Raw genomic sequence first — 13,433 nt, 5'->3', positions numbered from 1 at the left:
TCAATTGGTTAGGTTGAGCACGGAAAGCGGGTTTCCGCGTCAGGGAAGGAAGTTTTAGCGCTGGTAAATAAAATCCGGCTCGGTGCCTAAAAAAGCCTGAATAAATTCATACTGGCGGATCAGCAGATCGCCGTTTTTTTCGTTGTACGCTTTGCAGCGTTTGGCTTTTTGCTCAAGGCTCTGCCACCAGCCCTCTGCGGCACTTTTCTGTACGCCGGGTAACCAGCTAAATACCTGTTCCATCCCTGCACGATCGACGCTTACGCCCAGTAATTGCAAGATTGATCGGCGCTGCTGGCTGCTGTTTTGCAACTGCTCATAATGCTGTTGGATTGTGTCATTGACCGCCAGCAGCTCTTCACTGGCGCGACGGATCATGCACAGACGTTGTTGTTCCAACTGGTGTCTGAGCGCGTCATATCGCGTCCCGTCTTCCCGGATGCCCTGAAGCAGAGTTTTCACCTTCTGTAGCCTGCTACTCACAATTTTGGCCTCTTATTTCTGGAAAAAGCTGAGCATGTCGCCAGCCAACTGCTGGGTATCAACCTGCATATCGCCTGCGGCCAGCATGGCCTGCATTTGCGCCACTTTGTCGTAATCAACGTCGCTTTGCGGATCGCTGTTCAGCGTTTGCTGCGCCGTTTGTAATCCCGCCTGAGTAATATCGTCGGCGGAAAGCGTCGTAGTGTTGGACGTACTCGTCTGCACGCTGCTCTTGTCTGAACGCGCCTGATCGGCTGTTGATGCAGGGCGATTGCCTGGCAGAGTCGGGGTAATTTTCATAGCAACCTCGTACATATTTCGTTGGGTTGGTTATCCGTTATTGGCTAAAAGCGACGGCAATAGAGGAAAACTTTAATCCCATCACAAAAAATCCCTTCACTGCTCAGCAGTGAGCGTAGTGACCACGCCGGTATCGTCCACCATACCGCTAATGATTCGCTGGCTGCTGCTGTTGCGAATTTTTATCACATCGCCTTTACGACCGTTCTTCAACGCCACGCCCGGCATCGAGGCGGTAATCCCGGCCGTATGGGAGACGATCATCACCGGCTGGTCGCGTTTAACCAATATGGGCTGAACCAGCTCGCTACGGGTAATCGGTTTACCCGGCTGCAGGGCTCGTTTGCTGGTAAGGCCAATCGCCTCATCCATATTTGTCATCAACCCTTCCCGCTGGTTGCTGATATTGAATTTTTTAAGCTGCAGGTCGTCGGCCGTAATCACCGTATCTCGGGCAATCAACGACTTTGGCATCACTACCGGCACCGACACGTCGGGGCGCACTGCAACGTTATATTGCCAGCCCGCGCTGCCAGGGCAGCTCACCACAAAGTTCATTCGCGTCAGAGCCATCTCCGGGGAGGTGCTGGAGGTGACTTGGGGGGCTATTGCGCATAGTGCGCTGGTGCTGACGGCGGAGGGAATATAGATATTGAACGTGTAGCGATAGTCCTGCCACTGCCGTTTGTTCGCCAGCGCGTCAATTTCATGACCTGCCGCTGTCAGGACCAGCGCGTTGATCTGTTCCCGGGCGCTGTGCTGAATGGGATGGACAGCGGCATGTACGGGTAAGACGCAGCATAAAGCTAGCAATATTTCCGCGGTAAAGGGGAAAGAAGGCTTCCTTACATAGAAGGGGAGTTTCATAAAGTCATTTCTCATCAATCACTTAAAAGTTGGCATATATATTGCTAATAACAGCGATATCTACGCAGGAGTGATGCAAGAAATGGGAATCAGTTTTCAGCAGGCATTGGGTGTACATCCGCAGGCAGTGAAGTTACGTCTTGAGAGGACCGAGCTACTGACCGCGAATCTGGCAAACGTCGATACACCAAATTTCAAAGCTAAAGATATTGATTTTGCCGCTGAGATGCAACGGGCAAGTCGCACAAATGTGCAGCCCGAGGTCGACGTGAAATACCGTGTGCCGATGCAGCCCTCAGAGGATGGCAATACCGTAGAGCTGAACACCGAGCAGGCCCGGTTTTCACAAAATAGTATGGATTATCAAAGCAGTCTGACCTTTTTGAACCTGCAGCTTAGCGGTATCAAAGAGGCCATCGAAGGGAAATAACCATGTCGTTTACTGATATTTACCAGATTTCCGGCTCGGCGATGACGGCGCAAACCATCCGTCTGAATACCGTCGCCAGCAACATGGCGAATGCGGAATCTCCCGCCAGCAGTGAGGCGCAGGCCTACAAGGCGCGTAGCCCGGTTTTTGCCGCGGTTTACAACAATAGCCTGATAGGTGGGCACAACCGCCATGCCATTGATGGCGCCAGCGTACAGGTACAGGACGTCATGCAAAGCGGAGGGGCGGTGAAGCGTTATGAGCCGCACCACCCGATGGCGGACCAGAACGGTTTCGTCTGGTATCCAGACGTCAACGTAGTCGAGCAAATGGCCGACATGATGTCTGCCTCACGTGATTTTGAAACCGACGTTGATGTGCTGAATAACGTCAAAAGTATGCAGCAAAGCTTACTCAAACTGGGAGAAGTGTAATGAATACCCTGGCTCTGTATGCCCAATCTCAGGCGCTGGCTTCTTCTCAGGAGAAGACGGCGACTGTTGCTGAAAATAACGTCGGTGCCACGACGCAAAGCACTAATGTGGGAGACAGCAGTTCTTCAACCACGTCGTCAACCACGGATACCAGCAGCACCCCAACGACCACAACGTCCACCGAAACCTCGGCGGTCGACACGTTTCTGACGCTGTTTGTGGCTGAAATTGAAAACCAGGACCCGACCGATCCCACCGATCCTACGGCCTATATCGACCAGCTTTCTTCCATGGCGCAGGTTGCCATGATGGAAGAGATGAGCGTCCAGGCCAACACCAACGCCGTGCTTATGAGCAACATTCAGGTGATGGCACTGGGGAATATGGTCGGCGACGACATCATGGTGCAAACCACCTCGCTGGATATCGAAGACAACAGCCAGGAGATCCAGGGGCGCGTCACGCTGGATGGCAGTTGTACCGATGTGGATCTGCACTTTACCGATGAAGCGGGTGACGACTACACCGTGTCGCTGATTCCGGAAGGTGAAACCTCCGTTGGACCAGGCCAGGTGGATTTCGATATTAATCCTGCCGATTACGGCATCCCGCCGGGTGATTACAGCGTATCTGTGGTGACCAATACCGGAGAAGAGGAAGTGCCGATTGAGGTGACGGGTAAGGTGGAAGATGTGCGTATTCCGCTCGATGGCAGCACGCCGGTACTCAACGTTGACGGCGTTGGCGAAGTGCCATTCACCATGATCACCCAGTTTGGCGTACCGGACAGCACTGATGACACCACGCCGCCTGATACTGATGACGGCAGCGACAACGCCGACAGCAATACGGTGCTCTGATTTAGTTTACATTACAGGAAGAAACAATGAGTTATGAAATTGCAGCGACGGGCCTGAACGCCGTCAACGAACAGCTTGATGGCATCAGTAACAACATCGCGAACTCCGGTACGGTCGGATATAAATCGATGACCACTCAGTTCTCCGCCATGTACGCCGGAACGCAGGCGATGGGCGTGAGCGTGGCGGGTTCGGCACAAAGCATCTCCACCGGCGGCTCAATGGTTTCAACCGGTAATGCGCTGGATTTGGCTATCAATGATGATGGTTTTTTTGTTATGTGCGACAGCGCCGGGAACATCTCCTATACCCGCGCCGGTTCCTTCGTGACGGACAAAAACGGCTATATCGTCAATGCCTCCGGCGATTACCTGCAGGGTTATCCGGTTGATGACAGCGGCACGCTGCAAACCGGTACCGTTACGGATATCCAGATTAAAACCGGCAACATCCCGGCGCAGGCCACGGACAGCATGACCTTCACGGCAAACTTTGACGCCAGCGATGAAGCGATCGATCGCGCCAGCGTACCGTTTGACGCGAATAACAGCGATACCTACACCGACAGCTACACCACCACCGTGTATGACTCGCTGGGTAATGAGCACTCGGTTAGCCAGTACTTTACTAAAACCGGGGATAACACCTGGGAAGTGCAGTACACCTTTGATGGTGAAGCGCAAAGTGGCGTACCGCCGACCACGCTGACCTTCGATCCGAATACCGGTAAGCTGACGGATCCCACCACGCCGCAAACCATTACCTTCACCACCGATGAAGCCGCACCGATTTCGATGACCATTGACTACTCCGACTGTACTCAGTACGGCTCTGATTTCTCGGTCACCACCAACTCCGCCACTGGTTATGCCTCCGCGACGCAGAACGGCGTGCAGGTTGATGACGACGGAAAAGTTTACGCCACCTACAGCAACGGCGAACGCATGCTGCAGGGGCAGGTGGTGCTGGCCACTTTCCCGGATGAGAACGGGCTGGAAGCGGTAAGCGGGACTGCCTGGGTGCAGACGGGCGAATCCGGTACGCCGCTGATTGGCACGCCAGGCTCCGGCTCCTGCGGCACGCTCTCCTCCGGCATGCTCGAAAGCTCCAACGTGGATATTACCAACGAGCTGGTCAATCTCATGACCGCCCAGCGTAACTACCAGGCGAACACCAAGGTGATTTCCACCAGTACGCAGCTGGATCAGGCTCTCTTCCAGGCGATGTAAGGCTAAGAAATGGATCGGTTGATTTATACCGCGTTGAGCGGCGCCACCCAGACGCTACTGGAGCAGCAGATTAGCGCCAATAACCTTGCCAACGTCAATACCAATGGTTTTCGTGCGGATATGGCGATGGCGAGCAATGAAAAAGTGAAGGGTGGTGGCTTCGACACGCGTTTTATGGCGAAGGAAAGTCCCAGCGGCGTCAATGACAGCACCGGCGTGGCGGAAAAAACCGAACGCCCGCTGGACGTCGCCATTCAGGGAACCGGCTATATCGCCGTGCAGGATAAAGCCGGAAACGAGGTCTACACCCGCAACGGCAATATTCAGCAGGACGATCAGGGGCAACTGACCATCGACGGTAACGTGGTGCTCGGGGATAACGGCCCGATTATTTTGCCGCCGAACGCGATTGCCTCTTTCGGCAGCGACGGCACGCTGTCGGTTACGCCCGACGACGGCGATGTTACCGCCACCATGGATATCGATCGTCTGAAGCTGGTGGATATTCCGGTTGCTAATCTGGCGAAAAATAGCGAGGGGATGCTGGTGACAGTGGATGGCGTACCGGTGCAGCGCGATGAAAACATCAAAGTGAGCGGCGGCTTTCTGGAAGGCAGTAACGTGTCTGCGGTGAGCGAAATGATGTCGTCCATTGCGATGAACCGCCAGTTCGAAGCGCAAATCAAAATGATGAAAACGGCTGAAGATCTCAGCGACTCCGGCAACAGGCTGCTACGCGGCTCCTGAGTCGTGGCCTTTAATCAGGAATAAAGTTTTATGAACGCAGCGTTATGGATCAGTAAAACCGGCCTGTCGGCGCAGGATGCTGAGATGAGTGCGATTGCCAACAACATCGCCAACGTTAACACCACGGGCTTCAAGCGTGACCGCGTGATGTTCCAGGATCTGTTTTATCAGACTCAGGAAGCGCCGGGCGCGATGCTCGATCAAAACAACATCATGCCGACCGGAATGCAGTTCGGTAGCGGTGTGCGCATCGTTGGAACGCAAAAAACCTTCACCGAAGGGAATGTGGAAACCACCGACAACGCGATGAATGTCGCCATTATGGGGCAGGGGTTTTGGCAGGTGCAAAAGGCCAACGGGGACATTGCTTATACCCGTGACGGCAACATGCAGATTAACGCTGATGGCGTGTTAACCAACTCCGAAGGCTTACCTCTGCAACCGGAAATCGACGTACCCGCCGGTGCGACTAACGTGGCATTTGGCGAAGACGGTACCGTGACGGCGATCCTTCCCGGCGACAGCGACCCGACCGAACTCGGACAACTGACTCTGGTGAACTTCGCTAACCCGGCGGGGCTTTCAGCCGAAGGCGACAACCTGTATCTCGAAACGGCAGCCAGCGGTCAACCGACGGAAGGTATTCCGGGGGAAGATGGCCTGGGAACGTTGCAGGACAGCGCACTGGAAGGCTCGAACGTCGACATCGTCAATGAAATGGTGGCGATGATCACCGTACAGCGTGCCTATGAGATGAACGCCAAAATGGTCTCAGCGGCAGACGATATGCTGCAGTTTATTAGTCAGACGCTGTAACGCAAGAATGTGACATGCCGGATGGCGCTACGCTTATCCGGCCAATAAGCAACACCCATTTGTAGGCCGGATAAGCGTAGCGCCATCCGGCAGAATATAGGCAGAACGTGAAAAATTATCTCTGGCTGGTGGTCCTGTTTCCCCTGTTAAGCGGGTGCGAATCGCAGGCCCTCCTGGTCAAAAAAAATGACGAATTCTTTGCTCCTCCCAAAACCGAGGCGCCGCCAACGGCGGATGGCCGTGCGGGTGGCGTGTTTGAAACAGGGTATAACTGGTCGCTGACGGCGGACCGCCGTGCCTATCGGGTGGGCGACATCCTGACCGTGATGTTGGAAGAATCTACCCAGTCGAGCAAACAGGCGAAAACCAATTTCGGTAAGAACAATACCGTTGATATCGGCGCACCAACGCTATTTGGGCATACCAAAGATAACCTTTCCGCTTCCGTGGACGCCAATCGCGATTTCAACGGCACGGCGACCTCGCAGCAGCAAAACAGTTTGCGCGGTGAAATTACGGTGTCGGTGCATTCGGTACAGTCGAACGGCATTCTGGAGATTCGCGGTGAAAAATGGCTCACCCTCAATCAGGGAGATGAGTACATACGCCTGAGCGGTCTGGTGCGCGCCGATGACATTCAGAACGACAACTCCGTCTCATCGCAGCGTATTGCCGATGCACGTATTTCCTATGCGGGTCGTGGCGCATTGAGCGATGCCAATGCGGCGGGCTGGCTGACGCGTCTGTTTAACCATCCTCTCTTCCCGATCTAATGCAGGATTTTGATATGCAACACTTAAGCGGGCGCTGGATGAAGGCGTTAAACGGCATCGTTATCGCCCTGAGCCTGGCGCTGCCGGGCACCATGCAGGCGCAATCTCTGGAGTCGCTGGTCAACGTCCAGGGCGTCAGGGAAAACCAACTCGTCGGCTACAGCCTGGTGGTGGGGCTGGACGGAACCGGGGATAAAAACCAGGTCAAATTCACCAACCAAACCATTACCAACATGCTGCGCCAGTTTGGCGTACAGCTGCCGAGCAAAATCGATCCGAAGGTGAAAAACGTCGCGGCGGTGGCGGTCAGCGCGACGCTACCGCCCATGTATTCGCGCGGGCAGACCATTGATGTCACAGTCTCCTCAATTGGCGATGCCAAAAGCCTGCGTGGCGGCACGTTATTGCTCACCCAACTGCACGGCGCAGATGGAGAAGTTTATGCCCTCGCACAAGGGAGCGTGGTGGTCGGCGGGATGAACGCGACCGGGGCAAGTGGCTCAAGTGTGACCGTGAATACGCCAACCGCCGGGCTGATACCGAACGGCGCGTCGGTCGAACGCGAAATTCCCAGCGACTTCCAGATGGGCGATACCATTACGCTTAATCTGAAACGTCCCTCCTTTAAAGATGCCAATAACATTGCGGCGGCAATTAACGCCTCGTTTGGCGGTATTGCCACGGCACAAAGCTCAACCAACGTCAGCGTCCGTGCGCCAACCAGCCCAGGGGCGCGCGTCGCCTTTATGTCGCAGTTAGATGACGTTCAGGTTCAGGCCGAAAAAGTACGCGCCCGCGTGGTGTTTAACTCGCGTACCGGCACGGTGGTGATGGGGGATGGCATTGCCCTACACGCGGCGGCGGTTTCGCATGGCAGCCTGACGGTTTCCATCAGTGAAAGTAGTAACGTCAGCCAGCCGAATGCTTTTGCCGGAGGCCGTACGGCGGTGACGCCGCAGAGCAATATTTCGGTGAATCATGCCCGACCGGGGATGATTACGCTGCCTGAATCCAGCAGCCTGAAAACGTTGGTTAATGCGCTCAATAGCCTGGGAGCCACGCCGGACGACATTATGTCTATTTTACAGGCCCTGCATGAAGCCGGGGCGCTGGATGCCGATCTGGAGGTAATTTAATGGCCGATATCAAAGTGAATCATAGCGGGGGCATTGACGGCAGCGATGCGTTAATGGGTCCGAAAATTAAAGATAACGATTTGCAGAAAGCCGCTCAGCAGTTTGAAGCCATTTTCTTACGCAACATGCTGAAAGAAATGCGTAAAACCAATGAGATCTTCGATTCCAAAGATAACCCGTTTAACAGCGACTCGGTGCGCATGATGCAGGGGTTTTATGACGATCAGCTATGCAACAGCCTGGCCCAGCAGCACGGCATTGGGATTGCGGCGATGATCGTCAAACAGCTCTCCCCGCATCACAAAGGATAAAGGTCGCGCGGCGGCTTAAGAACTGCGGTTTTTTCGCCGCTTTTAATCGGCAAGGTTGTTAACGACAGACCGGGGAACTGACCGGCGAGGACTCTTTGATGGACATGATTAACATTGGCTACAGCGGCGCATCGACTGCGCAGGTGGAGCTTAACGTCACCGCGCAAAACACGGCCAACGCCATGACCGATGGTTACACCCGGCAGGTGGCCATCACCAGCACCATTGGCGCCAGTTCAGGTTCGGCGAACAGCGCGGGTAACGGTGTGCAGGTGGACAGCATTCGCCGGGTATCGAACCAGTATCAGGTGAACCAGGTCTGGTATGCCGCCAGCGATTACGGCTATTACAACACCCAGCAAGAGTATTTAACTCAGCTGGAAACCGTGCTCAGCGACGATAACAGCAGCCTGAGCGGCGGCTTTGACAACTTTTTTGCCGCCCTCAACGAAGCCACCACCAGCCCGGATGATTCTGCTCTGCGCGAGCAGGTGATCAGCGAGTCCGGCGCGCTGGCGCTGCGCGTGGATAACACCCTCGATTATATCGATTCGCAAAGCAGTGAGATTGTCAGTCAGGAACAGGCGATGGTAGCGCAGGTGAACACCCTGACCAGCGGTATTGCCAGCTATAACCAGCAAATTGCTGAAGCTGAAGCCAATGGCGATAACGCCTCTGCGCTGTACGACGCCCGTGACCAGATGGTGGAACAACTGAGCGGCATCATGGACGTTCAGGTCAATATTGATGATGAGGGCAACTATAACGTCACGCTGCAAAACGGACAGCCGTTGGTTAGCGGGCAGGAGAGTTCTACCATCGAACTCGACACCAACGCCGACGGCACGCAGAGTATGTCGCTGACGTTTGCCGGAACCACGTCATCCATGAACACCGATACCGGCGGCTCGCTGGGTGCGCTGTTTGATTATCAGAATGAAATTCTGACGCCGTTGACCGGCACGATTAACAGCATGGCTGAACAGTTTGCCGATGCGGTGAACACCCAACTGGCCCAGGGCTACGATCTGAACGGAAACCCCGGCGAACCGTTGTTTATCTATGACGAAAACTCATCGGATGGCCCGCTGGAGGTGAACCCTGATATCACCGCCGATGAGCTGGCATTTTCCAGTTCGCCGGACGAAAGCGGCAACAGCGATAACCTGCAGGCGCTGATCAATATCTCGACCGAACCGCTGGAGATAGAAGGGCTGGGCAGCGTAACCGTGGGCGAAGCCTGTTCATCGATCATCAGTAACATCGGTATTTACAGCCAGCAAAACCAGACGGAAGCGGAAGCGGCGGCAAACGTGTACTCCGAAGCACAGAACCAGCAGAGCAGCGTCAGCGGCGTCAGCATGGATGAAGAAGCGGTGAACCTCATTACCTATCAGCAAATTTACGAGGCCAACCTCAAAGTTATCTCAACGGGCGCAGACATTTTCGACTCTGTGCTGGAAATGTGTAGCTAACCGGAAGAGGAATCAATATGCGAGTCACTACACAACAGTCTTATGTGTCCATGACGCAGAGTTTTAACGACCTTTCCAGCGATCTTTCTCACGTCGTCACGCAGATGGCGACGGGGAAAAGTATTCTGCTGCCGTCTGACGATCCGATTGCGGCGACCAGAATCACCCAGCTTAACCGCCAGCAATCGGCTCTCGACCAATATCAAACTAATATTGATTCCGCCTCAGCGGGGATGAGCCAGCAGGAGTCTATTCTGGATGGCGTCAATAACGATCTGTTAGCGATTCGCGACGATCTGCTGGAGGCCGCCAACGGCACCAATACCGCTGAGTCGTTGTCCAGCCTAGGGCAGGATATTCAGTCGATGACCGAAGCGATGGTCTCAGCGCTGAATTATCAGGATGAAGACGGTCACTATGTGTTTGGCGGGACGGTGAACGATCAACCGCCAATTGTCGCGGTGGATGAGGACGGCGACGGGGTGATCGACAGCTATACCTATCAGGGTAACGACGATCATCGCCAGACCACGGTGTCTAATGGCGTTGAGGTTGATACCAATGTTGCGGTCAGCGATTTCTTCGGCGACAGCCTCGACGTGCTGAACACCCTGACATCGCTGTCGAAAGAGTTGCAGGATCCGTCGGTGGACCCTGCCGATCCGCAGGTACAAAGCGATATTCAGAATGCCATCGATACGGTGGATGTGGCTTCTGACGCGCTCAACGCCTCTATCGCCACCATTGGTGAAACGCAGAATACGATGACCATGCTGAGCGGCGCTCAGACGGATATCACCACCTCCAACGATCAGTTGATCAGTCAACTTAGCGATCTGGATTATGGCCCGGCCTCCATTACCTTTACCGGTCTGGAAATGGCGATGGAAGCCACCTTAAAAACTTACTCCAAAGTGAGTGAGTTGAACCTTTTCAGTGTGATTTAACAGTTAGCAGTAGCTCAGGAATAGTATGCAGGTCGGTTTAAATACAACATCACTCTCCGGTAGCGGAGCGCTTAATCCTTCTGTGCAGCAGCATACCGTTGCGCAGAATGCCCCTGTCCGTCAAAAGTTACCCGCAACGGCGAGTGATTATCCGGCCTCACCACTCATTACCACCCGGCCTCAGCGCTACAGCGTGCAGCTTAACGATCAGCTCACCACGCTGCAGCAGGCTGACCACTACCTGGGTCAACTGGAACAGCATTTGCTTGACTATCGCCACGCATCGCGCCGCGGCCCACAGGCGCAGCAGCAAAAAGGGACCGAGCTGTCACAGTGGCTGGAAAAAAGGCCCACGTTGTCCGGTGGCGCGGTCGACAGGCAGCTGCGTCCGGTTTTACAGGGCGAGGCGCGAGTGACTTTTCACTCACCTGAACTGGCGCAAATGCTGCAAAAAAACGCCATAAGTTCACGTATGTTCAGCGTCTCTGACGGGCGGCAAACGCAGCATTCTGCGGTGGTGGTCGGTGAAGATCTGGATCCCGGCCAGTACAAAATGATGATGAGCAACGCGCTGCGTCGTGTCGGGGTACAGGTGCACGATCAGCAGGGGGCGCTGAGCTTTTCCACTGCGGAAAAGCAGTGGCCACAGATCCAACAAACCCTGAGCGTACGCGATGTTGATGCGAATTCATCGGCGTTTACCCTACTCAAAACGTTTGCCGATCCGTCCCGTTCAGAAGACCTTCTGAAACATATCGGGCAGGGCGGTTCCCGTTCTCAGGATGGCTTACAGCAGACGCTGGATGTTATTGGCGATCAGCGTGCGCAAATGGCCGCGCAGCAGGAGAAGGCCCGACAGCTGATTGACGGTATGGCGCGTTTTCCGCAGGCAGAAAGCGCGGTTAAAGCCTCTGAATCATTGGGAGGGGTATTGGATCATGCTAATCACAATTATCAGGTATTAGCACAGGCGGTAAACGGACAAGCCCGGCTTTCCAGTCAGACGGTCCGTAGTTTATTAAGCTAATCCTGATGGCATGCTTTTGTTGAGAAAGTAAAAGTAGAGGGGTCTGTGATTAACAGACCTCCTACATCCTGTGTAAAAAGCAAATTTTGCTGCGCGTCTAAATGAATCCACCACGTATGCAGGTTGTGTTCTGTCACAAACGACCCGAAATTTGCCAGCCGAGAATCGTTTTGATCGGTTTTGGTCGTACTAAAATGAAACTCCCCCTGTTTCGACGTGCCAGTATAATGGTTAATACAGGCGGCGATCTTAAACGTTGATGGCGTTTTGTTACTTTGCTCCAATGGGACGAGAGTAACGGTCGTGTTTTTATTCAGTGGACTCGTAATGAGTTCATAATGTACGCTTTTTCCAGAATTAAGATCGTAATTAACAATAACCGTATTTTCAATGCGGGCTTGGGCCATAAAGGTACAAAATAACGTTAAAGCGGACAGGCGGGGGAAAAAGTAATTATTTGCATTTTGGTATTTCATTTAACATTTTCTCCACTTCTTTAATTAAAATACCATTCATTTCATTATCTTTATTAAGCCAGTTATCAAAGCTCAGCGCTAACTGCCAGTTGTCATTGCATTGATTGCTTAGCACAATATCAAGGGCAAGCTTGTTGAGAGAAACCCGATAATAAAGGGTCATCGAGGCGCTATGCATGACCAATAGTTGATTGATCTGCTCTACACCAGGAAGAATATGTTGTGAAACCAGTGATAATGATTTCTTATTCTCACCTGGATCATAAAGTTGATAAGCCGTAATACGGTCGGTGTTTTTCAGTATCTTTTTAACCAACCGCGGGGCTTCTTGCGTTTTAGTGGCCGACGGTGCTTTAAAATAAGAGATTAATATAAACAATAACAGTGCGATAACAATAACGGGTAAGGTTATCAGAACGGCCCGGTAAGGATAACGTCTGTTAGTTGTTTTTCTCTGATTTTTTAATGATAGTTGACTGTTTAGTAAGGGTATTTTTTCTTGGTTTGCTGATGGTAATGTTTCAATAGGCGTAAGTGTCTCAACAACCTCGGTAGACCTTTCGACTTCATCAATAGTGCTGTCATCAGCAATAACTTCATTACTATCAATAGTTTCAGTCAGGTAATTTTTATTAAATAAATACCCTTTTTTAGGTATGGTTTTAATAATTTTCTGTTGTTTACCATCATCATCGATAGCGACCCGCAGGGCGTGAACGGCTGTCGGTAGGCTATTTCCACCGACGATGCGATTCTTCCAGACAGCGGTCATTAAAAATGAACGAGATAAAACAATATCGGCATTTTTAGCTAATGTTTCTAACAGAATAAAATGGTATTCGCCCAGGCGACGTATCTCGCCTGTTTCACAATGGATTAACGCATTAAGTGAAGAATCCATCCGCCAGTTGTTGACTACAATACTCATGGTTTTATATACCCGCGCAAGATTTTTATATCCCTGGTGTCACACCGTTAAAAATCAGTGCATTAAAATTCTGGAGAAATTGAAATGTCTTCTGGCTGTGAAACAGCAGCCGAATCGGTATTGTGTGTTTTTTATGCTGTCCAAAAAAGGATTTGAAATGTAGCGAAAGTGTCTGAGACTCACAATATAAAAAT

At 52.8% G+C, this 13,433-nt stretch carries 17 protein-coding genes; 12 read left to right on the top strand and 5 right to left on the bottom strand.

Annotation, left to right across the window (positions count from 1 at the left end; translation table 11 throughout):
• Window positions 1–54 precede the first annotated feature (54 nt).
• From flgN to flgA, 3 genes are all read right to left on the bottom strand, one after another.
• Window positions 55–483, bottom strand: coding sequence for a flagellar protein FlgN (flgN, locus tag SK38_RS12840; RefSeq protein WP_048236065.1), 429 nt, complete (start codon window positions 481–483; stop codon window positions 55–57).
• 12 nt (window positions 484–495) lie between these two features.
• On the bottom strand, window positions 496–783 hold the full coding sequence (gene flgM / locus SK38_RS12835) for a flagellar biosynthesis anti-sigma factor FlgM (RefSeq protein ID WP_048236484.1): 288 nt from the start codon (window positions 781–783) through the stop codon (window positions 496–498).
• A 96-nt stretch (window positions 784–879) separates the two neighbouring features.
• Complete coding sequence (flgA, locus tag SK38_RS12830; RefSeq protein ID WP_048236064.1) at window positions 880–1,650, bottom strand: flagellar basal body P-ring formation chaperone FlgA; 771 nt, start codon at window positions 1,648–1,650, stop codon at window positions 880–882.
• An 82-nt stretch (window positions 1,651–1,732) separates the two neighbouring features.
• On the opposite strand from flgA, the gene SK38_RS12825 reads away from it, so the two are divergent.
• The 12 genes from SK38_RS12825 (at window position 1,733) to SK38_RS12770 (ending at window position 11,835) form a co-directional block, all read left to right on the top strand.
• A complete protein-coding gene (locus SK38_RS12825) occupies window positions 1,733–2,080 on the top strand; it encodes a flagellar basal body protein (protein WP_048236483.1) in 348 nt (115 codons plus the stop codon).
• A 2-nt stretch (window positions 2,081–2,082) separates the two neighbouring features.
• Entirely contained in the window at window positions 2,083–2,514 is a 432-nt protein-coding gene (gene flgC / locus SK38_RS12820) for a flagellar basal body rod protein FlgC (RefSeq protein ID WP_006685942.1), read from the top strand.
• Window positions 2,514–3,374: a flagellar hook capping FlgD N-terminal domain-containing protein gene (locus SK38_RS12815; RefSeq protein ID WP_048236063.1), complete on the top strand. Its 861-nt coding sequence runs from the start codon at window positions 2,514–2,516 to the stop codon at window positions 3,372–3,374. Before flgC ends, SK38_RS12815 begins: the two co-directional genes overlap by 1 nt.
• Window positions 3,375–3,400: 26 nt before the next feature.
• Window positions 3,401–4,603 carry a flagellar hook protein FlgE gene (gene flgE, locus SK38_RS12810; RefSeq protein ID WP_043015266.1) on the top strand — a complete coding sequence of 401 codons (1,203 nt, stop codon included), beginning with the start codon at window positions 3,401–3,403 and terminating at the stop codon, window positions 4,601–4,603.
• Window positions 4,604–4,612: 9 nt separating this feature from the next.
• Window positions 4,613–5,350 carry a flagellar basal body rod protein FlgF gene (locus SK38_RS12805; protein ID WP_048236062.1) on the top strand — a complete coding sequence of 246 codons (738 nt, stop codon included), beginning with the start codon at window positions 4,613–4,615 and terminating at the stop codon, window positions 5,348–5,350.
• A gap of 30 nt (window positions 5,351–5,380) precedes the next feature.
• Complete coding sequence (gene flgG, locus SK38_RS12800; RefSeq protein WP_048236061.1) at window positions 5,381–6,166, top strand: flagellar basal-body rod protein FlgG; 786 nt, start codon at window positions 5,381–5,383, stop codon at window positions 6,164–6,166.
• Between the two features lie 107 nt (window positions 6,167–6,273).
• Window positions 6,274–6,939, top strand: coding sequence for a flagellar basal body L-ring protein FlgH (gene flgH, locus SK38_RS12795; RefSeq protein WP_048236060.1), 666 nt, complete (start codon window positions 6,274–6,276; stop codon window positions 6,937–6,939).
• Window positions 6,940–6,953: 14 nt separating this feature from the next.
• Window positions 6,954–8,075, top strand: coding sequence for a flagellar basal body P-ring protein FlgI (locus tag SK38_RS12790; protein WP_048236059.1), 1,122 nt, complete (start codon window positions 6,954–6,956; stop codon window positions 8,073–8,075).
• 8 nt (window positions 8,076–8,083) lie between these two features.
• A complete protein-coding gene (locus tag SK38_RS12785) occupies window positions 8,084–8,386 on the top strand; it encodes a rod-binding protein (protein ID WP_029139422.1) in 303 nt (100 codons plus the stop codon).
• 98 nt (window positions 8,387–8,484) lie between these two features.
• Window positions 8,485–9,861, top strand: a complete 1,377-nt coding sequence (gene flgK / locus SK38_RS12780) for a flagellar hook-associated protein FlgK (RefSeq protein ID WP_048236058.1) — start codon at window positions 8,485–8,487, stop codon at window positions 9,859–9,861.
• A 17-nt stretch (window positions 9,862–9,878) separates the two neighbouring features.
• A complete protein-coding gene (gene flgL / locus SK38_RS12775; protein ID WP_048236057.1) occupies window positions 9,879–10,808 on the top strand; it encodes a flagellar hook-associated protein FlgL in 930 nt (309 codons plus the stop codon).
• 25 nt (window positions 10,809–10,833) lie between these two features.
• Complete coding sequence (locus tag SK38_RS12770; protein WP_048236056.1) at window positions 10,834–11,835, top strand: hypothetical protein; 1,002 nt, start codon at window positions 10,834–10,836, stop codon at window positions 11,833–11,835.
• On the opposite strand, the gene SK38_RS12765 is transcribed toward SK38_RS12770, so the two are convergent.
• Window positions 11,832–12,311 carry a hypothetical protein gene (locus tag SK38_RS12765; protein ID WP_048236055.1) on the bottom strand — a complete coding sequence of 160 codons (480 nt, stop codon included), beginning with the start codon at window positions 12,309–12,311 and terminating at the stop codon, window positions 11,832–11,834. The genes SK38_RS12770 and SK38_RS12765 overlap by 4 nt on opposite strands.
• The gene (locus tag SK38_RS12760) at window positions 12,289–13,239 is read right to left on the bottom strand and encodes a transcriptional regulator (RefSeq protein ID WP_048236054.1); all 951 of its coding nucleotides are present in this window, start codon (window positions 13,237–13,239) and stop codon (window positions 12,289–12,291) included. The genes SK38_RS12765 and SK38_RS12760 overlap by 23 nt, the downstream gene beginning before the upstream one ends.
• Between the last annotated feature and the right edge of the window lie 194 nt (window positions 13,240–13,433).

The sequence above is a fragment of the Citrobacter sp. MGH110 genome (genome assembly GCF_001037515.1).
In the GTDB taxonomy this organism is placed as follows: Bacteria; Pseudomonadota; Gammaproteobacteria; order Enterobacterales; family Enterobacteriaceae; genus Citrobacter; species Citrobacter portucalensis.
This window is presented reverse-complemented; position numbering and strand designations above follow the sequence as displayed.